Annotated in this window: 15 protein-coding genes; 14 read left to right on the top strand and 1 reads right to left on the bottom strand. The window is 53.4% G+C overall.

All coding sequences use genetic code 11. From position 1 onward, the window contains the following. The first annotated feature begins 453 nt into the window (after window positions 1-453). From dnaA to EPV75_RS00070, 14 genes are all read left to right on the top strand, one after another. On the top strand, window positions 454-1,854 hold the full coding sequence (gene dnaA / locus EPV75_RS00005) for a chromosomal replication initiator protein DnaA (RefSeq protein ID WP_029939211.1): 1,401 nt from the start codon (window positions 454-456) through the stop codon (window positions 1,852-1,854). A gap of 152 nt (window positions 1,855-2,006) precedes the next feature. Next, window positions 2,007-3,113, top strand: coding sequence for a DNA polymerase III subunit beta (dnaN, locus tag EPV75_RS00010; RefSeq protein ID WP_029939212.1), 1,107 nt, complete (start codon window positions 2,007-2,009; stop codon window positions 3,111-3,113). A gap of 83 nt (window positions 3,114-3,196) precedes the next feature. Continuing rightward, window positions 3,197-4,291, top strand: coding sequence for a DNA replication/repair protein RecF (recF, locus tag EPV75_RS00015; protein ID WP_128384030.1), 1,095 nt, complete (start codon window positions 3,197-3,199; stop codon window positions 4,289-4,291). A 150-nt stretch (window positions 4,292-4,441) separates the two neighbouring features. Next, entirely contained in the window at window positions 4,442-5,116 is a 675-nt protein-coding gene (locus tag EPV75_RS00020) for a response regulator transcription factor (RefSeq protein ID WP_127119035.1), read from the top strand. Then, a complete protein-coding gene (locus tag EPV75_RS00025; RefSeq protein ID WP_128384031.1) occupies window positions 5,113-6,432 on the top strand; it encodes a sensor histidine kinase in 1,320 nt (439 codons plus the stop codon). Before EPV75_RS00020 ends, EPV75_RS00025 begins: the two co-directional genes overlap by 4 nt. A gap of 87 nt (window positions 6,433-6,519) precedes the next feature. Continuing rightward, on the top strand, window positions 6,520-7,398 hold the full coding sequence (locus tag EPV75_RS00030) for an HDOD domain-containing protein (protein ID WP_051673480.1): 879 nt from the start codon (window positions 6,520-6,522) through the stop codon (window positions 7,396-7,398). Window positions 7,399-7,572: 174 nt separating this feature from the next. Continuing rightward, entirely contained in the window at window positions 7,573-8,766 is a 1,194-nt protein-coding gene (locus EPV75_RS00035) for a TolC family protein (RefSeq protein ID WP_128384032.1), read from the top strand. Continuing rightward, entirely contained in the window at window positions 8,763-9,905 is a 1,143-nt protein-coding gene (locus EPV75_RS00040) for an efflux RND transporter periplasmic adaptor subunit (protein ID WP_128384033.1), read from the top strand. The genes EPV75_RS00035 and EPV75_RS00040 overlap by 4 nt, the downstream gene beginning before the upstream one ends. After that, window positions 9,906-12,989: an efflux RND transporter permease subunit gene (locus EPV75_RS00045; protein WP_128384034.1), complete on the top strand. Its 3,084-nt coding sequence runs from the start codon at window positions 9,906-9,908 to the stop codon at window positions 12,987-12,989. It abuts the gene before it with no gap. Continuing rightward, the gene (locus tag EPV75_RS00050; RefSeq protein ID WP_128384035.1) at window positions 12,986-13,315 is read left to right on the top strand and encodes a DUF3240 family protein; all 330 of its coding nucleotides are present in this window, start codon (window positions 12,986-12,988) and stop codon (window positions 13,313-13,315) included. Before EPV75_RS00045 ends, EPV75_RS00050 begins: the two co-directional genes overlap by 4 nt. Before the next feature lie 173 nt (window positions 13,316-13,488). Then, window positions 13,489-14,055 carry a lipid-binding SYLF domain-containing protein gene (locus tag EPV75_RS00055; RefSeq protein WP_128384036.1) on the top strand — a complete coding sequence of 189 codons (567 nt, stop codon included), beginning with the start codon at window positions 13,489-13,491 and terminating at the stop codon, window positions 14,053-14,055. 7 nt (window positions 14,056-14,062) lie between these two features. Further along, window positions 14,063-15,094: a ChaN family lipoprotein gene (locus EPV75_RS00060; RefSeq protein ID WP_128384037.1), complete on the top strand. Its 1,032-nt coding sequence runs from the start codon at window positions 14,063-14,065 to the stop codon at window positions 15,092-15,094. A 275-nt stretch (window positions 15,095-15,369) separates the two neighbouring features. Continuing rightward, the gene (gene gyrB, locus EPV75_RS00065; RefSeq protein ID WP_128384038.1) at window positions 15,370-17,814 is read left to right on the top strand and encodes a DNA topoisomerase (ATP-hydrolyzing) subunit B; all 2,445 of its coding nucleotides are present in this window, start codon (window positions 15,370-15,372) and stop codon (window positions 17,812-17,814) included. A gap of 157 nt (window positions 17,815-17,971) precedes the next feature. Further along, window positions 17,972-18,913, top strand: a complete 942-nt coding sequence (locus EPV75_RS00070) for a phosphoribulokinase (RefSeq protein ID WP_029939224.1) — start codon at window positions 17,972-17,974, stop codon at window positions 18,911-18,913. Window positions 18,914-18,967: 54 nt separating this feature from the next. On the opposite strand, the gene EPV75_RS00075 is transcribed toward EPV75_RS00070, so the two are convergent. After that, window positions 18,968-20,845 carry a DUF389 domain-containing protein gene (locus tag EPV75_RS00075; protein WP_128384039.1) on the bottom strand — a complete coding sequence of 626 codons (1,878 nt, stop codon included), beginning with the start codon at window positions 20,843-20,845 and terminating at the stop codon, window positions 18,968-18,970. Window positions 20,846-20,958: the final 113 nt, after the last annotated feature.

A 20,958-nucleotide genomic window follows, 5' to 3' on the forward strand; every position in this document is an offset into this window, starting at 1 on the left:
TGCGTTGCGAAGTTTTGCAAGGTCTAAACATTGCTTCAACTTCACGCCTTGATCTGACAAATTTGGCGTTGCCAGAATCCATCGTCGGTTAGTCGAGATGCCCTGACTTCGAATTTTTTTATTTAATTTTAAAAACCATAAAAAATTGAATTATTTCAATAAAATAATATCACTACAACCCGATTTATCCACACCCTTTCTCAACAAGTTATCCACAGGCAACGACTGTTTTTTAAAGTTATTCACAGGTATAATCGCCGTTAGTTTTTTGGCCGCCGAATGGGCGCGCTTTTGCCGCCGGTTTCGGTAAGGTTTCCAACCGGTCGGCCACACTTTCATGAACAAACGTTTTCCGAGCGTTTTAAATGAATCAACCATAATAATGAATAAAATCCGTCCGAGGAAAGGCTCCCCCTTTTTCCATTTTCCTCGGAACGGGGATGGGTACTCGTTTTGACAACACCGCTTTGGCCACAAGTCTTAAAACAACTGGAAGCTGTTCTGAACGAACAGCAGATGCAAACCTGGATCAGCCCGCTGGAAGCCATGGAAGACGCCCGACGTATTCGTCTGGTCGCGCCGTCCGGCTTCATTCTGGACTGGGTGAATAAAAAACTCTTCGGTGAAATCAAACAGGCCGTCGGCCTGGTCGCACCGGTCAATCCACCGGAAGTGACGCTGGAAGTCGGCGATTACGCCCTCGACAGTTTCGACGAACCGGAAGTGAGCTCGGTTCCACAGGCCCTGCGCGAAACCCCGGAAACCAAGCAAGACGTGGAACCGGCCGCCCAAGCCAAGAGCACCCAAGGCGACAGCGGCACCAAAAAATCCATCAAGCACAACCTCAACACCAATTTCACCTTCGACACTTTCGTAGAAGGTAAAGCCAACCAGCTGGCCGCCGCGGCCGCACGCCAAGTGGCCGACAACCCGGGCGGCAGCTACAACCCGTTTTTCATTTACGGCGGCGTAGGCCTGGGTAAAACCCACTTAATGCACGCCATCGGTAATGAATTGATTCGCCGCAACCCCGACTCCCGCGTGGTATATCTGCACTCCGAGCGTTTCGTGGCCGACATGGTCAATGCCTTGCGCCACAATAAAATCGACGAATTCAAACGCTTTTACCGTTCGCTCGACGCCCTATTGATCGATGACATCCAGTTCTTCGCCAAAAAGGAACAGTCGCAGGAAGAGTTTTTTCATACCTTCAACACCCTGTTGGAAGGCAATAAGCAGGTCATCCTCACCAGTGACCGTTTTCCGAAGGAAGTGGACGGTTTGGAAGACCGCTTGAAATCCCGCTTCGGCTGGGGCTTGACCATCGCCGTCGAACCGCCGGAGTTCGAAATGCGCGTCGCCATCCTCATGAAAAAAGCGGCCGAATTCGGTTTCTTGTTGCCGGACGAAGTGGCGTTTTTCATCGCCAAGCGCTTGCGCGGCAACGTCCGTGATTTGGAAGGCGCTTTGAAACGGGTCGGCGCCTTTGCGCAATTCACCCAGCAGATGGTGACCGTCGATCTGGCGAAAGAAGCCTTGAAAGACTTGTTGGCGCTGCAGCAAAAAATGATTACCCTGGAAAACATCCAGAAAACCGTAGCCGACTATTACAAAATTCGCGTCGCCGATTTATTGTCGAAACGCCGCACCCGTAACATCGCCCGTCCGCGTCAAGTGGCGATGGCGATTTCTAAAGAGCTGACCAGCCACAGCCTGCCGGAAATCGGCGATGCGTTCGGTGGACGTGATCACACCACCGTGTTGCACGCGGTGCGCAAAATCAACGAACTGAAAGAAACCGACCACCGCGTGGAAGAGGACTTCAACAGCCTGGTTCGGATTATTACGAACTGAGGCCGTTCACAGACCGGAACACTCGGTCGGCCGAACGCCGTCAAAACATTGGTAAAAATATTTAAAATTTTTCTTGGGTTTCTATACATAAATGTCGGAAATATTGGCATAATTAGACCCAACGTCAAACTTCATATTGCAAAGGTATTGAGATGAAAATCAGTCTTTCCCGCGAGAATCTTTTAAAAGTTCTTCAAACGGTCGGCGGCGTGGTCGAAAAACGTCAAACGATGCCGATTCTGGCCAACATCCTGTTTCAAGTGAACCAGAATACCTTGACCGTGACCGCATCGGATCTGGAAATCGAAACCCGTGCCACGACCGAGCTGGAAAGCAGCGACGGCGATTTCAGCGTCACCCTGCCGGCGGTGAAACTCATCAGCATCGTCCGCTCACTACCGGACGGCCTGACCATCTTGCTGGAGTTTGAAGAAATGCGCTGCCAATTGTCGGCCGGCCGTTCCCGCTTCAAGCTCTCGACCTTACCAGCGGACGATTTCCCAACCATCGATTTGACGCAAACCGAATTGTCCTTCTCCATGGCGCAGAACCAATTGAAACAACTGATTCACAATACCGCTTTCGCCATGGCCAGCCAGGACGTCCGTTTTTACCTGAACGGCATGTTGTTCGACATCAGCAACCAAACCTTACGCGTCGTCGCCACCGACGGCCACCGCTTGTCGACCTGCTCCACCTTATTGGAAACCGAAGGGCTGACCGCCACCCAAGCGATTTTGCCGCGTAAAGGCGTGCTGGAATTGCAAAAACTGATTGGCGACGACGATAACCTGATTGCCTTCGCACTGGCGAAAAACTACCTGACCGTCCAATTCGAAGAAACCGTGTTCACCTGTAAACTGGTGGACGGTCGCTTCCCGGACTTCAAACGCGTCTTGCCGCAACACAACGACCAACTGGTGCAAACCGACCGCGAACTGTTGCGCAGCCTGTTACAGCGTGCCGCCATCCTGTCGAACGACAAGTTCAAAGGCATCCGCCTGGCCTTGACGCAAAACCTGTTGGCGGTACACGCGCAAAACTCCGATCAGGACGAATCCCACGAAGACATGGCGATTGACTATAACGGTACGGAAATGGAAATCGGCTTCAACGTCAACTATCTGTTGGACGTACTGAATTCGATGCACGAAGAAGCCGTCACCCTGTACATGAAAGACGCCAACAGCAGTTGCATGGTCGACACCCAAAACGAAACCTGCCATTGCCAGCACGTCATCATGCCGATGCGTCTCTAGTCTTCCGACCGGCGTCGCCTCCCGGCGCCGGACAATCGCTCAGTCTTATCTTGTTCCAGCCCCCTTTTTCACGAGCGTGAGTCGTGTCGAAAATCCAGCAATTACAACTTCGTCATTTCCGCAATATCGACCAGGCCTGCCTGGCCTTCGGTGACGGTCTGAATGTGATTGTCGGTGACAACGCCGCCGGGAAAACCGCCTTGATCGAAGCCATCTGGGTGCTGGCCTCCGGGCGCTCTTTCCGCACCGCCAAACCGGAACACCTTATCCAACGAGGCCAAACGGAAACCGTGCTGTTTTGCGAAGTTTCCGACGGCGAGCGCGCCCATAAAATCGGCCTGTCGCGTGCCGCCGATAAAGTAACCCTGAAAGTCGACGGCGAAACCCTGCGCAACCAGGCGGAAATGGCCGCCAAACTACCGGTGCAACTCCTCACCCCCGAAAGCCACCGTCTTTTGGAAGAAGGGCCGAAAGCCCGACGCCAATTCATGGACTGGGGCTGTTTTCACCATGACGCCGATTTCATCCACCTTTGGCGCACCTACCGTCGAGCTCTGAAACAACGCAACCACGCCTTGAAACGGAAACTGCCGGCCAATCAGGCCCGTTTGTGGGACCAACAACTCATCGACACCGCCGAGCGAATCGACCGCATCCGCGCGGCCTACATCACCGATCTGACGCCTTATCTGGTGGAATTCTGCCAAGCGCTGATGCCGGAAATCAGCGTCCAGCCGGCCTGCCATTATCAACCCGGTTGGCCGAAAAGCGCCGACAGTTACACCCAATTGCTGGACGAACACTATCCAAAAGATGCCCTGCAGGGCCACACCCAATACGGCAGCCATCGTGCCGACATCAAATTCCGCTTTGACGGACAGGACGCAATGATGACCTTATCCCGCGGCCAACAAAAACTGTTTGTCTGCGCCCTGTTGTTGGCGCAAGCCAGCCTGTACGAAAAACACAGCGGCAAGCCGGTCATTATGCTCATCGACGACCTTCCGGCCGAACTGGACGCCAAGCACCGTGAAACTCTGTTAAAGCTGCTCGACTTACTGCACATTCAGCACATCCTCACCAGCACCGCCGACGACCTGATTCCCATCCTCAATCCGGAAACCGCCCGCCGCTGGCACATCGACAACGGCGGCATCTCCGCCGAAACCAGAACGTAAATTCACCAGGCCTGGCGATTTTTATTCTTCAGAGTCCCGTCAGACATCCTTCGCCATAACACCTCAAAAAGCTTTAGAATAAAAAAGCACTTTATAAATTTGCCTTGTCGGCATCACCCTGAAAACACGCGAAACACCGTGACGGATATTATGGAAAAACTACTGCTCGTTGAAGATGAAGTCCTGTTGGTCGACCGCCTCAAAACCAACCTCAGCCAAGCGGGTTACATTGTGGACGCCGCACTGGATGGAGAGGAAGGGGCCTATCTGCTGGAGGAATACGACTACGACCTCATTATTCTCGACTTGGGGTTGCCGAAAAAGTCGGGGCTGGCGATACTCGAAACCCTGCGCGACGCCCATAACCCGACACCGGTGCTGATTTTGACCGCCCGCAACACTTGGCAAGAGCGCGTGGAAGGATTGAAAAAGGGCGCCGACGATTATCTCGGCAAACCTTTCCATTTCGAAGAATTGCTGGCACGCATCGAAGTGCTCCTGAAACGCCCGGCGCAAACACGTGACGATAAGCTCAAGGTCAACGGCTTTGAATTGGACTTAAACCGACGTGAACTAAAAACCGAGCACGGCACCTTCGCCCTGACCAAAACCGAGTTCGCCCTGTTGAAAACTTTTTTCAACCAACCTTACCGGGTGTTTTCCAAAGACCAGTTGATGCAACGCCTCGGCGACCACAATCACGAACGCGAAAGCAATGTCATTGAAGTCTACATTCGCAAACTGCGTCAATACCTCGGCAAAGAAGCCATTGAGACCCTGCGCGGCCAGGGGTATCGTTTTGTCGGCCAGGGAGACGCGACATGAAATCCATCGAAAAACAACTCAACCTGTCGCTGGCCGCCAGCATCCTGCTGATTTTCCTGATTTTCTGGTGGCTGTCGGTGTTCACCATTCACCACTTGACCGAAGATTACATCCTGACGCGCTTGGAACACGACACCTTGTCGATTGAAAAACACCTCAACCGCAGCGGTCAAGGCAACCAGATGCCGGCAGTCGATTACGACGCCATCAACCCGATTTACGCGCAACCCGACTCCGGACACTACTTTGTCATCCAGCTCGGCGACCATTTACTCAAATCGCTCTCTTTGACCGATTACCCGCTGTACCTCAAAAAAAGCCCGTACGCCATCAGCCATTATGAAACCAAGGGGCCCGCGGAAAGCACCCTTCTGGTCCGGCGGTTCGTCGGCGACTACCAAGGTCAACCGATGATCCTGTACGTCGCCGAAGACCACAGCCCCATTCAGCGCACTTTAAAAGTCTTCGACATTATGGTCGGCCTGTTTGCTTTGATTACATTGGCTTTACTGTATTTGAGTCAACGACATTTACTGCGCAAAGGCTTCAAACGTCTGGAACCGATTCAGGTGGCTCTCGCCAATCTGCAAAAAGGTGAAGCGACACAATTGGACCCGGCCGATTATCCCTCGGAAGTCAGCGAACTGATCAACAGCCTCAATCAGGCCATTCTCAGCGCCAGCACCCAATTGCAGAAATCGCGACAGTCCAATGCCAATCTGGCGCACAGCCTGAAAACGCCGCTGAACCTCATTTACCAGTTATTGGAAGACCCGGCGCTGACGCCGCACGCCGAACTGAAAGCCACCTTGAAAGATCAGGCACAGAAAATCCACGCCCGAATCGAGAGCGAACTGCAAAAAGCCCGCCTTGCCTCGGACACCCTCTCGGTCCAACCCTTTTCGCTGTCCGAGCATCTACCGGATTTGATGGACTCCTTACAGCAGCTGTACCCGCAAACCCGCTTCCAACTCAAGGGGGCGGACACACCCGACGCACATTTACCGATGGAGAAGGAAGACGGCTTCGAACTGCTGGGCAATTTGCTCGATAACGCCGCCAAGTTCGGTCACGGCGAAGTCTTTATCGACATTCACTCCGACATGCAACCGACCGTCATTATCGAAGACAATGGCGACGGCGTGCCCACCGAACAACTCGACGCCATCCAAACCCGCGGTCACCGCTTGGACGAATCGGTGGACGGTCACGGCATTGGGCTGTCCATCGTCAAACAGATTGCCGAGGCTTATAACATTACGACACAGTTCGATACGTCCAAGCACGGCGGCTTGAAAGTCACTTTGACCTTTTAGAGCCGCTTCCGGGCGGCGGTTGGCAATTTTGCTTTGACAGACCATCGGCTTCGGCTATGATGATGCCAGGTGTTGAGGAGAAGCGACATGAAAATCGAAATGAAGCTCGGGATGGATCAGGCCACCCAACTCATCCAGCAAATCAAAGTGGAAACGGTGCCGCCGGAAATCTACCAGCTCGAAGAACTCATGGGCGCCGAGCAACCCAATGCCAGCGACATCGCCCATTTGATTTCCAAACACCCGGAACTGCTCGGCGATTTCCTCAGCCTGACCAACAAGGTTCTGAACCGGCCGCAGGACGATCTTATTCTCGAACCTCTGGCGGCGGTCAACCTGCTGGGCTTGCAGGAAATCCAACACCTGTTTCTCAGCACCTACCTCAAAAAGCAGCTGCCTACCAGCGACCAAGACCGCAAAATCATTCTCCACAGCATGCGCTCCGGCCTGGCCGCGGCAGAACTGTCTTATTGGGTGAATGAAATCGACCGCACCGAAGCCTATTTAGTTGCTTTTATGCAGGACATCGGCGCCATCTTCATCATGCGTCATGACTTCGACCATTATGCCGAAACCTACCTGAACGCCCAGCTCAACGAACCTTTCAGCGGCTACCAGGCCGAATTCGAACATTATCAAACGGCGCATACCTTTGTCGGCAGCGTCATTGCCCGGCGCTGGCACCTCAGCGATTTGCTCAGCAAATCCTTGCTGCTGCATCACCAGAACGAACTGGAAAGCGTACAAGCCTATGCGCCGAACGTCGCCAAAATGGTCGCCCTCATTCAGGTCGCCAACTACCTGGTGTTCAAAACCTTTTCGGACCATTACATGACCGAAGAGCTGCAACAGAGTTTCGAACACGCCCGCACCTTTCTGGCGCTACCGGACAACGCCATCGACGCCGCCGAAGCCGCTTTGAAAAAATGGGGCAACGACGATCACATGCATTTTTCCAGTCATTAAGTAACCTCTTAAGTAACCCCCGATTGAATCGTCAAAATCACCAGGCCTGGCGATTATCGTGATTAAGCCCTTCTTCACCGGGCCGTTGGCTTTTTTGAACTTTTTTCGTTTTTTCAGCTTCAATTCAGTTTCCTTTTCTAAGATAGCGTCATTCAATCAACCATAGGGTGAACTATGAAAGCGTTTTGGTTACTGGTGGGGCTGAGTGCCTACTCCTCTTTCGGCTGGGCGGTGACGTATGGCGAATTGCTGCCCAACGTCATGGCCAAATTGCCGGAAACACAACAACTGAGCGACTATCAAGCCTTGTCGAACGCCAATCGTCAGGCCGCGGACAGCTGGATTCCCGGAGAAGTCGAACTGAACTTGAAGCACGAAAACGACGGTTTGACCGGCGACCAGGGCTTCCGTTCCTGGGAAGGCGGCGCCACCTTCCCGATTTGGTGGCCCGGTCAGTCCGGTCATCAGTCAGCCATCGGCGACGGCTACCAACAGCAAACCCAAGCCGGGCAGGCGCAATTGGCGTTGATGGCTTCCAAGCAACTCCGTCAAGTGGTGTGGCAAGCCAAAAAAGCCGCCATGCGCCTGAAGTTCGGTCGCAAAAACCTGCAACAAACCCAGGCCCTGGTGGATTTGGTGCAACAAAAAGTCGACGCCGGCGAAAGCCCGAAATTCGATTTGCTGCTGGCGCAGAAATCCCTTTATGACGCGGAAAAACGCCTGACGCAATTACAGGCCGATTATGACGTCGCGCTGCAGCATTACCAATTCTGGACACAACAAACCGAGTTGCCCTCGCCTTTGGCAGAAACCTTGGTGGCGTCTGCACCGGAGCTCGACAGCCATCCGGACGTGCAATCCCTGGCCGCTCGTCAGAAAACCGAACAAGCGCGCCTGGATTTGGTTGAAGCCAGCCGCCACAGCAACCCGAATTTGTATTTGGCGGCGAAAAATGAACGCGACGACCAAACCGCCGACAACAATATTCTCATCGCCGAAATTCGCATTCCCATCGGTAGTAATCCAATGGCTCCGACGCGCATTGCCGAACAACGCCAGCAGCTTTCACAAAGCCAAATGGCGCTGGCCCGCGTGAAGCAGCAGCTGGAAATGGATCAATTCCAGGCACGCCAAAGCCTGCAAGCCGCACAAAAAAACGAAACACTGGCCGCCGAGCAAAATGCCTTAGCGGAAGAAGCCATGCGCTTGGCGCAAACGGCCTATCAAGAAGGGGAAACCTCCATCCAGAACCTCTTGCAGATGAAGCAACAGTATTTTGAAGACAAATTGAATTTTAAACTGGCCCGGCTGAACCGCCTGGAAGCCATCGCCAACCTGAATCAAGCCTTGGGAGTTCGCCTGAAATGAAGCCATCCATCCAATCCCTGACATCCGCTTTTCGTACCCTGAGCCTCGGAGCCGTTTCACTCGGCGCCGTGCTGTTCTGGCAAACCGCCTCGGCCGCGTCCATCGAGGTCAGTGCCGAGAAACAAGCCTCGCTCGGTTTTCAATCCGCCGTGGTCGAACAGGTCAGTGCCTATCCGGGCGTGACTTACCCGGGTGAAGCCATCATTCCACCCAACCAGACGTTTTTGGTGACGGCTCCTTTGTCCGGCCTGGTGACCAAAATCATTCACATCCACGGCCCGATTCAGACCGGGGAGGTCATTGCCGAATTGCAAAGCCCGGAGTTGTTGAACGCCCAGAAAAACTACCTCAACACCCTGTCGGACCTGCAAGCGGCGCAGTCGGAACTGAACCGAGCCGCCAAGCTGATGAAGACCGGCGTGGTCTCCGCCAAGAAATACCAGTTGGCGGAAGCGGACCTGAAAAAAATCCGGCAGATTCAACGCCAGCAACGTCAAGATTTGGCTTTACTTGGCATGGCGCCAAACGCCATCGACGCCTTGGAAAAAAGCCATAAATTGCAGCCCGCCGTGGTGCAAATCACCGCGCCGGTGGATGGCGAACTGTTCGATTTGCAAATCCGAGTGGGGCAACGCCTGACCACCAATCAAGCGATTATCTCCATCGGCCAAATCGAACCGATCGTGGTGGAGTCACGCGTGCCGCTTCAAGCCGCCAACCAACTTTCGCTTAAGCAGAAAGCACAACTGGTCTCTTTGGACTTGGTGGGTGAAATCGAATACATCCCCAATTTCAGCGACCCGATGACGCAAACCATGAACGTCCACATCGAGTTCACGAATGAAAACCATCAGTTGCGTCCCGGCCAGTTGGTGACTTTAAGCTTCCTGTTTGAAGCCGAGCCGAATACGCCGCTGTACGTCATCCCGCGCGGTGCCATCAGCCGTTACGACGGCCAGGACGTGGTTTACCTGCACCAAGGCACCCGCATTCAAGTGCTGCCGATTGAGGTGAAAAACATCACCGGTGATCGCTTGTATTTCACCACCGCCGCACCTTTGCCGGCCAATGCCGAACTCTTGATTGAAAGCACCGCGGCCGTCAAAGGGCTTCTGGAAACGGCCGAAGGAGGCGAATAAATGAATCGCATCGTTCAATTTTTCCTCACTCAGCGCATGCTGGTGGTGTTGCTGATTTTCGGCATCGTCTCCGGCGGCTGGATGGCGTTCCAGAAAACGCCCATCGACGCCTTCCCGGACGTCTCGCCGGTACAGGTGAAAATCATTTTGAAAGCGCCGGGCATGACCCCCAATGAAGTGGAGCAACGCATCATCGCACCGCTGGAAATGGAATTGCTCGGCATTCCGAACCAAACCAGCCTGCGCTCGCTGGCGAAATACGCCATTGCCGACATCACACTGGACTTCGAAGAAGGCACCGATGTCTACTGGGCCCGCCAACAGGTCGCGGAACGACTCGGCAATGTCGATTTACCCGCCGGCGTGTCGGGCGGGATTTCTCCCTTGTCGACTCCGTTAAGTGACGTCTTCATGTTCACCATCGACGGTGACACTCTCAACAACCAGGAAAAACGTGGTTTGCTGGATTGGGTAATTCGTCCCGCACTGCGTTCGGTGCCGGGCGTGGCGGACGTCAACTCGCTGGGCGGTTTCGTCAAAGTGTTCAGCGTGCAACCCAACTTTGAAAAACTGCAAGCCTATGAAATCACACTTTCCGAGCTGGCCGACGCCGTGCGTCAAAATAACCAGAACGACGGGGCCGGTCGTCTGAACCAAGGGGAAGAAGTGCTGTTGGTGCGGACCGAAGGCAACTTGACCTCGGTCGAAGACATCGAAAACATCGTGGTTTCCTATCAGAACGAGGTCTCGGTCACGGTCAAAGACCTTGCCGATGTCAAAATCGATTCCCTGTATCGTAACGGGGCCGTCACCACCAATGGTGAAAGTGAAGCGGTTCAAGGCTTGGTCATCGCTCTGCGCGGTGCCAACGCCAAGGACGTCATTCAGGGCGTAACGGATCGGCTTGAAGAACTGAAACCCGCCCTGCCGCAAGGCATCAGCATCAATCCGTTCTACAGCCGAAGCGCTTTGGTGGATCGTGCGATTTACACCGTTTCCAAAGCCTTGGTGGAAGCGGTGATTCTGGTGGTGCTGGTGTTGCTGTTGTTCCTGGGCAATATCCGCGCCGCCGTCACCGTCGCGTTGATTCTACCGCTGTCGGCATTGATGACGTTTATTCTGATGAACCTGTACGGCCTGTCGGCCAACCTTATGTCGTTGGGCGGCTTGGCCATCGCGGTGGGGATGCTGGTCGATGCCGCCGTGGTGGTGGTGGAAAACATCGTCACCACTCAGGAAAAAGACCGCGCCGGTTTGCCGAAACTGCATCTGATTTACCGCGCCTTGCAGGAAGTGATGGTGCCGGTGGTGTCGGGGATTCTGATCATCATGACCGTCTTCCTGCCATTGCTGACACTGGAAGGCTTGGAAGGCAAACTGTTCGTGCCGGTGGCGTTGACCATCATCTTCGCACTCGGCAGTTCCTTGCTGCTTTCCCTGACGGTGATTCCGACTCTGGCTTCATTCATTTTGGGCAAACCGTCCCATCAAGAGCCTTGGTTGATTCGCAAACTGACCGGCGTCTATCGCCCGGCGTTGATGTGGAGTCTGGCCCACGACAAGCTGGTTATCGGTTTGGCCGTCGGTGCCTTGGCGTTCGCTGGCTTTGTCTATACTCAGGTCGGGAAAACCTTCATGCCGCAAATGGACGAAGGCAACATCATTCTGCAAGTCGAAAAAATCCCGTCGATTGGCCTGAAAGAAACGGTGCGTATGGATTTACGCATCCAGAAAAAACTGATGGCCGAAGTCCCGGAAATCACCCGCATCGTCGCGCGCGTCGGCTCGGATGAACTGGGCTTAGACCCGATGAGTTTGAACGACACCGACACCTTTATGGTCCTGAAACCGAAAGACGAGTGGCGCATGGACACCAAAGAAGAACTGATCGACGCGATTCGTACGGTGATGGAACAGCAATTCCCGGGCATTAATTTCGCCTTTACCCAACCGATTCAAATGCGGGTGGACGAAATGCTGACCGGTGCGCGTGGCGACATCGCCATCAAGATTTTCGGCGAATCGCAGGGCACCCTGAACCAACTGGCCGATACGCTGGTGGAGCGCGTCAAGACTTTACCGGGTGCGGTGGACGTTTACACCCCGCGTAATGAAGGGTCGCGTTACCTGCAATTGAAGGTGAATCGTCTGATGGCCGGGCGTTTAGGCCTGACCGTCGCCGATGTCGAAGAATTGCTGCGCACTCAGGTGGAAGGGTTACCGGTGGGCATCATTTACGAAGGCATTCGTCAAACGCCGCTCATTATCCGCGGCCCCGAAACCACCAAGCAATCCAAAATCGAAATGCTGCAACAACCCATCAGTCTGGCCGACGGGCGCACCGTGCTGTTGAATCAGTTGGTCGACGCGGAAGAAATCTCCGGGCCGGTCTCGGTGAGTCGTGAGCAAGGCAAACGCTACGCCACCGTCATCGCCAACGTCTCGGGACGCGATCTGGTCAGTTTTGTGGAAGACGCCAAACTGGAAGCGGCGGCCATGAACGTGCCGGCCGGCTATTACTTCGAGTGGGGCGGTCAGTTCGAGAACCAGCAACGCGCCGCCGCCAAACTCGGCGTGGTGGTGCCCATCGCACTGGTGCTGATTTTCATTATTCTGTTCAGTACCTTCCAGTCGATGACACAAGCCTTGATGGTGTTGGTCAATATTCCGTTCGCTCTGATCGGCGGCATCCTGGCACTGTGGATCACCGGCGAGTATTTGTCGGTCCCGGCCTCGGTCGGTTTCATCGCCCTGCTCGGCATCGCGGTCTTGAACGGCGTGGTGATGATCAGTTATTTCAACCAATTGATTGCCAACGGTTTGGCCATCTCCGAGGCGGTGGTGGAAGGTGCCTTGCGACGACTGCGCCCGGTTCTGATGACCGCCTCCATCGCCGCGCTGGGGTTGGTACCGCTGGTCCTCGCCACCGGCCCCGGCTCGGAAATTCAGCGCCCCTTGGCCATCGTGGTCATCGGCGGCCTGATGACATCCACCCTGTTGACCCTGATGATTCTGCCGATCATCTATCGCCGATTCGGCTTGGGGTCGCTTGATATGAAACCGGCCAAGGAGGTGACGGAATGAACGCCATGACTCACTCGACTCATGCACAGGACGCGGTTCGTCTGCAATTGATCATCGACCGCAAATGGCACCATGATTTGACGGATCAATTATTGACCTATAATCCGGCGGTGCCGTTTCATCTGTATGAGGTGAAATCCTATCACCAGCAGCAAACCTTGCAGAACACCCATGAAAAGGTCTCCGGTTATCAGGTGAAAATGGTGTTGGACATCCAAACCACCCTGGCCGATTACCCGAGTGTTTTGCAACACTTGAAAGAAGCGGTTCCCAGGGTCAAACTGCGCTATGAAGTCATTCCTTGCCATGCGCGGGGATTGATTTAAGTTCTCTGAAAACGCCCAGGCCTGGGCGTTTTTACCCATCTCTCCTGTCTCGTTCCCTGTCACCACCCTATCTCCATAAGGTTTTCAGACTTTCCAGTTGTGTTTCGTCATCGGGATTCGGATAATACCCATAACTGAATAAGAAACGATTTCATCGTTGAAAGGATACCATCATGCGTCATTTTCTAATTCCATTCGTGTTTTTATTAAGCGCATTGGGCGTTTCTGCCCAGGCCTGGGCAGATGAATACCGCGAAACCGTCAATATGTTCCGCGAAGCCGAAGCGCCGCAACCCTATTTCAAAAGCGCCTATGGCTATGCCGTTTTCCCGACCATCGGTAAAGGCGGCTTTATCGTCGGCGGTGCTTACGGCGAAGGGCGTGTGTACAAACACCACAAATACATGGGCACCACCAGCATGGCGCAGGCTTCCGTCGGCTTTCAGCTGGGCGGTCAAGCTTACAGCCAAATCATCTTCTTTGAAGACCAACGTGCCTATGACGAATTCACCAGCGGCAACTTTGAATTCAGCGCGCAAGCCGCGGTGGTGGCCATCACCGCCGGTGCATCGGCCGAAGCCGGCACCAAAGGCACCGGCGCTTCTGTCAGCGGCGGGCAAAACAATGCTCGCACCTCCGCCGACTATTATCGCGGCATGGCGACCTTCATTATCGCCAAAGGCGGGTTGATGTACGAAGCGTCGCTGGCCGGGCAAAAATTCACCTTTACGCCGAAATAGGGTTTCAATGAGCTTTCGCTCAAACGTCTATTCCCTTTTCGTCCTCACCGGCGCGCTGTTGTTGAGCGCTTGCTCAACGTCGGCGCCCAAACCGTCATCCGAGCCAGACACCACCCTGCCGCCGCTGACAACGCTGTATGACTATCAACTCATCGACAGCGCCCGCGGTCAGCCCATTTCGCTTCAGGCTTTGGTGGAATCTCTAAAAGACGTGGATGTGGTCTTTATCGGCGAATTCCACGGCAATCAGGCCTCGCATCTGCTTGAAGCCCAATTGCAAGCGAAGCTGTATCAGCAACGCTCGAATCAGGTGGTGTCGCTGGAACAGTTCAATCGCGACCAACAAACCATATTAAACCGTTATCTGGACGGCGAAATCGGTGAAAAAACCTTGATTGAAGAAGCCCCAGCCTGGTCGAATTACGCCGGCAGTTATCGGCCGATTATCGAATTCGCCAAACAGTATTTCCTGCCGGTTATCGCCGCCAATGCGCCAGCCCAAACCGTCCGTTGCGTGGGACGACAAGGCCAGGCCTATCTCGCCAAGTTGACCGAGGCGGAACGCCAGCAAATTGCCCAACAAGCCTTTTACAGCGACCCGGCCTATGCGGACAAATTCGCGGCGTTTCTGGCAAAATCCCGCCATGGACAATCCGATCAATCGACTGCCGACCCGGAACATAATCCGGCCTATCTGGCGCAGTTGGTGCGCGACAACACCATGGCGGAATCGATTTTCAACGCCTTGCAGCATAATCCCGGTGCCCAGGTCATCCATTTGAACGGCGCCTTCCACAGCGACGAGTTTCTCGGCACCGCCTCGGCGCTGAAACATCTGGATCCGGCTTTGAAAATCGCCGTTGTCAGCCCGGTGGTGGTGGACGACCCGCAAACACCTCAATTTACCCAAGCGGATCGCGCTAAAGGCAATGCCATTTACCTGATTCAAGCGCAACCGGAAGATTACGTGCAAGCCGCCAAGCGTCGCGCCGCCTTCAAGAAAATGTTCGACAAAGCCGACGCCAAACCCTGTCGTTAAGTTTTAAACCCACGGGCATGTTTCACATGAAACCCGTTAGGCCAAAACGCCCAGGCCTGGGCGTTTTTCACTTTTCACTCCGCTGAATATCCCAACTCAATCCGTTGCCGAAAGTCGTTTTTTTCAGCCTTTTTATTTATCTAATAAATCAACCACTTAAATCGCAAAACGGCCGCCTCTCTTAAGCGCTACAAAAAAACACAATTTGTGGTAAAATTGCTTGGCTAATTTTGCACCTTAACCCCATAAAAACAACAATGTGAAGATACTCATTTATGACTCAAGAAGCTGAAAATCCGATTCAACCAGCAGAATACGATTCTTCCTCGATCAAAGTCCTGAAAGGACTGGATGCGGTTCGTAAGCGTCCGGGGATGTACATCGGCGATACAGACGATGGAACCGGTTTGCACCACATGGTGTTCGAGGTGGTCGACAATGGGATCGATGAGGCCTTGGCCGGACACTGTGACAAGGTCATCGTCACCATCCACACCGACGGCTCGGTCTCCGTATCCGATAACGGACGAGGGATTCCGGTCGGCTTGCACGAAGAAGAAGGTGTTTCAGCGGCCGAAGTCATTATGACCGTGCTTCACGCCGGGGGTAAATTCGACGACAACTCCTATAAGGTTTCCGGTGGTCTGCACGGGGTTGGGGTCTCCGTGGTCAACGCCTTGTCCGAAGAATTGCATTTGACCATCAAACGCGAAGGCCATGTTTGGAAACAGACCTATCGCCACGGGGTGCCGGACGCACCGCTTGAAGCGGTGGAAGATACCAGCGAGACCGGTACCGAAATCCGCTTCCTGCCAAGCAAAGAAACCTTCACTCAAACCGAATTCAGCTTCGATTACCTGTTAAAACGTTTGCGCGAGCTGTCGTTCCTGAACTCCGGCGTTCACATCGAATTGATCGACAAACGTGATGACCGCCATGAAACCTTCCAATTCGACGGCGGCATCCAGGCGTTTGTCGACTACATCAACACCAACAAAACGCCGATCAACGAAAGAGTGTTCTATTTCTCCACCGTCAAAGACGACATCACGGTGGAAGTGGCGATGCAGTGGTCCGAAGCCTATCAGGAAGCCATTTACTGCTTTACCAACAACATTCCGCAACGCGACGGCGGGACGCACTTATCCGGTTTCCGTGCCGCTTTGACTCGGACATTGAACCAATATGCCGAGAAAGAAGGCTTGACCAAGAAATACAAGATGAACGTTTCCGGTGACGATGCCCGTGAAGGCCTGGCCGCGGTGATTTCGGTCAAAGTGCCCGATCCGAAATTCTCATCTCAAACCAAAGATAAGTTGGTGTCTTCCGAAGTGAAGTCCGCGGTGGAAACCGCCATGAATGAGAAGCTGGCCGAATACCTGTTGGAAAACCCGAAAGACGCCCAGTCGGTTTTCGCCAAAATCGTCGACGCGGCCCGCGCCCGTGAAGCGGCGCGTAAAGCCCGTGAAATGACTCGCCGTAAAGGCGCTTTGGACATCGCCGGTCTGCCAGGCAAACTGGCCGACTGTCAGGAAAAAGACCCAGCGAAGTCGGAACTGTATCTGGTGGAGGGTGACTCCGCCGGCGGTTCCGCCAAGCAAGGGCGCGATCGACGCACCCAAGCCATTTTGCCGTTGAAAGGGAAAATCCTCAACGTTGAAAAGGCCCGTTTCGACAAGATGCTGGCCTCCGCTGAGGTCGGCACCTTGATTACCGCTTTGGGCTGCGGGATCGGTCATGAAGACTATAACCCGGACAAACTCCGCTACCATCGCATCATCATCATGACGGATGCCGACGTCGATGGTTCCCACATCCGCACCCTGCTGTTGACGTTTTTCTATCGTCAAATGCCGGAGTTGGTGGAGCGCGGTTACATTTACATCGCCCAGCCGCCCCTCTACAAAGTCAAGAAAGGCAAACAGGAAGCCTACTTGAAAGACGATGCGGAACTGGAAAACTACCTGCTGCAATCGGCATTAGACGGTGCGGCGCTGTACACCGCGAAAGACGCTCCGGGGATTCAAGGACTGGCGCTGGAAAACCTGGCGAAAAGCTTCCTGCAGACCAATCGTATCATCGACCGTTTAGCCAGACGTTTCAGCAAAACCTTCCTGGAATTGATGCTGGATCTGGAGTCGGTCAATGTCGCCATGCTGAACGACCATGCCGCCTGTGAAAAATGGGTAGCCGAAGCCTTGCCGCGCTTGAAAGCCATCGGCGAGAACCAGAAAGTCGAATACCAACTGCAAGTTGAACCGGCTTTACAAGGCGAAACGAAATTTCAATTGAGACTGCAACAACGTGAGCACGGCACACTGAGTTCGCAGATATATGACGAGGACTTCTTTGCCGCGGCGGAATATGAACAGATTGCGAAGGTGGCCACCGAACTGAAAGGGCTACTGAGCGATACGGCTTATATTCAACGCGGCGAAAAACAAGAAGCGGTTTCACACTTCAAAGATGCCATGGATTGGCTACTCGCTGAGGCAAAACGCGGCCAAAGCATTCAACGTTACAAAGGTCTGGGTGAAATGAACCCGGAGCAGCTATGGGAAACGACGATGAATGCCGAAGCACGACGACTCTTGCAAGTGACAATTTCTGATGCGATTCAGGCTGACCAGGTATTTACCACCTTAATGGGGGATGAAGTGGAACCCCGACGTGAATTCATCGAATCCAATGCCCTTCAGGCAGAGAATATCGACGTTTAACCCGATTCTTTGAATGTCACAAAACGGTCAAAATTTCATCTTTAACAAAACGGTATAAATCGTTTTTAATAGCCGAAATTTATTTTTAAACTTTAGAAAGACCCTAAAAAGGGTCGATTTACACGACTGTGTAAATAAAACAATAGGAGACACATCAATGTCAGTAGAGCATCCAATTGTTACAGTGACCGGTTCTTCAGGAGCCGGAACATCATTTGTAAAACGCGCTGTGGAAAAAATCTTTGAGCGTGAAAAATTGAATGTGGCGATTGTGGAAGGCGACAGCTACCACAAATACAACCGTGCCGAGATGAAAGAAAAAGTGGCGGAATCCAAAGCCAATGGCGGTCCGGTCTTGACACACTTTTCCGAAAAAGCCAACGAATTCGGCGAACTGGAAGCTTTGTTCAAAGAATACAAAGAAAACGGTACCGGTAAACGTCGTTACTACATCCACAGCGATGAAGAAGCGGACGAGCACAATGCACGCCTGGGCACCAACTTCTCTTCCGGTGAATTCACCCCTTGGGAACCGATTCCGGAAGGCACAGACATCCTGTTCTACGAAGGCCTGCACGGCATGGTCAAGCGTATGGATCACGGTCCGGAAGAAGGCATGCACAATGTCGCGCAATACGTTGACTTGGGCATCGGTGTGGCACCATCCATCAACATCGAATGGATGCAGAAAATCTACCGTGACACGTCCGAGCGTCCATACTCGGTTGAGCAAGTTCGCAACATCATTTTAGAGCGTATGCCGGATTACATCGAAACCATCGTGCCACAATTCCACCGTACACACATCAACTTCCACCGTGTACCGTTGATCGATACCTCCGATCCGTTCTCCACCATGTCGGACGATGCGCCGATGGGACCGGCTCCTGAAGATTCCTTGATCATCTGCCACGTCAGACACCAAGACGTCGATTTGAATGCCATCAAGGACAAAATCCCGGGCGCGTTCCTACAGAACGACACTACTTTGGTGTGCAACGGTTCTCACATGGTACAAGCCATGGACTTGATGATGTCTCCAATCATCCACAACTTGATTGAGAAAAAGCGTAAAGCCTTGGCCGCCCAAAACGGCTAAGACGTTCGTTTCATCATCCAATAAAAAACCTGCCTCGCGCAGGTTTTTTTATGTCTACTTCACCACCGCCGTAATCGCTTCTAACTGAATTTCCGTGCCCAACCGAGTTTCGATTTCCCGTTTTACCGCTTCGATTTGCGCATCCCGCAATGAATGATCCGACACCAGTTTGGCCGACACCAACATCGGCTCGCCACTGCGAATTTTGACATCTTTCAAGACAATGCCTTCCATCTGAAAATCTTTCAGCGCCGAAGCCACCTGCTGCTCCTGCACCAAACTACTGAAGGCAAACACCAATGGAATACTCACCATCGCCACAAATGCCAGCGACAGCAACAAGCCTTTTTTCGCCAATTGAAACGGACTGAACCCCAACACCAAAAAGGTCGCAGCCGCCGCCAAAACGATACCCGCCAAGTTGGTCATGAACAGTAGGAAAGCACCCCAGAACACCGGCCAATCCCACCAACCGATGCCGATAGACGACACCGCCAACGGCGGCACCAAGGCCACGGCGATGGCCACACCGGCCAAACTTTTCGCCACTTCGGAACGAGCATTGGCATAAGCCGCGGCAATACCGGAAATGATAGCGACACCCAAATCCAACAAGGTCGGGCTCAGACGTGCACTGATTTCATGATTCACGCTACTGAGCGGGGTAATCACCGTCAGCAGCGTGCCGAAAAACAGCGCCAATAAAATCCCCACGCCCAGTGTTTTGGCGCTTTCGGTCACCAAATCGACATTCTGGCGCAGCACGCCCATCGACAGGGAAATAATCGGCGCCATCAACGGCGCCAGAATCATCGCGCCGATGATGACCGGGGCCGAATTCGCGAACAGCCCCACCGTGGCCAGCAAGGTCGCCAGGACCATCAACACTTTATAGGATTCCGAGGCCTGGGCGTTTTCGCGCAAGGTCAAAAAGACCTCCTTAATTTCCTCCTGATCCGCATGGTGGATCAGGGGAAACGGTCGATTCGCAAGGGCTTTGACCGCCTCGCCTTTCGGCAGACGCGCCACCCGCACCGATTCTTTCAAGTCCTTATGGCTGATTTTTTCCGGCAAATGGCTGCTGAGAATCTGCAACGCATCCGGTTCCACCACCACATCCACTTTCTCCGCATTGAAATATTGTCCGTCGATACTGAAATCCAATTGACCGGAACCGGACAGACTGATGCTTTCGGTTTTAATATGCCCCAAATACCCGGCGAGCACACCTTTCGACACCACCCGCTTCGGCAAGACTTTGGTCAGCAGAAAATGCAGTACCTCCGACATGCTACGCGGTGCCAGTATGACCGCATTCAGCGTGGCTTCGTCTTGCTCGGTTTCCCCCACCACCCGTTTGGTGAACTCACTGGCACTCGGCCGGTACACCACGGAAATGCCCAAAGCCGCGGTATTGACCACCGTCTCTTTAGCCGTGACCATCTTATAGGGTAACAGGCACATTTTTTTCAGGCTGAACACCAGCAACAACAAATTTTTGAGCTTACACCAAACGCTTTCATCCACCAGCGCCGCCGGTTTCATCATATCGGGGTTGCCAAGCATCACCGAGTTCAAAACCAGATGGTGGTTGCAATACATCAAATCCGCCGACACCGGCACTTCCACTGACAGAATGTCTTCCACAGCTTCCGCCGGATTTTTCGGAATCGAGAAACTGCGGTGAATGCGGTTCATTTCCGGATGAGGAATGAACCCGATGGTCCAGCCCTGCTTCGAGGCCAAGGGTAATAATTGATAAAGGGCGTCGTCACTCAACCAGAACAACACGGGGGAGTCGGGCTGGTAATCATCCAGTCGTTGACCGTCATAAGCCACAAACTCACAGGATTCAACCGGCAGCAGAGCCTTGATGTCCGATTCGAACAACTCCGCCCGCTCGGCATCGTAAAAAATGACGTATTGGTTCACTCAAGCTTCCTTTGCACGGTTCATATATTGCTCTCGATTCTAATCGACCCCGAAATAAATGCAACTGCCGGATGATTGTCTTTTTTCTTGCCTCGTTTATGGGCATAATAAGC

The organism is Hydrogenovibrio thermophilus (assembly GCF_004028275.1).
Classification (GTDB): domain Bacteria; phylum Pseudomonadota; class Gammaproteobacteria; order Thiomicrospirales; family Thiomicrospiraceae; genus Hydrogenovibrio; species Hydrogenovibrio thermophilus.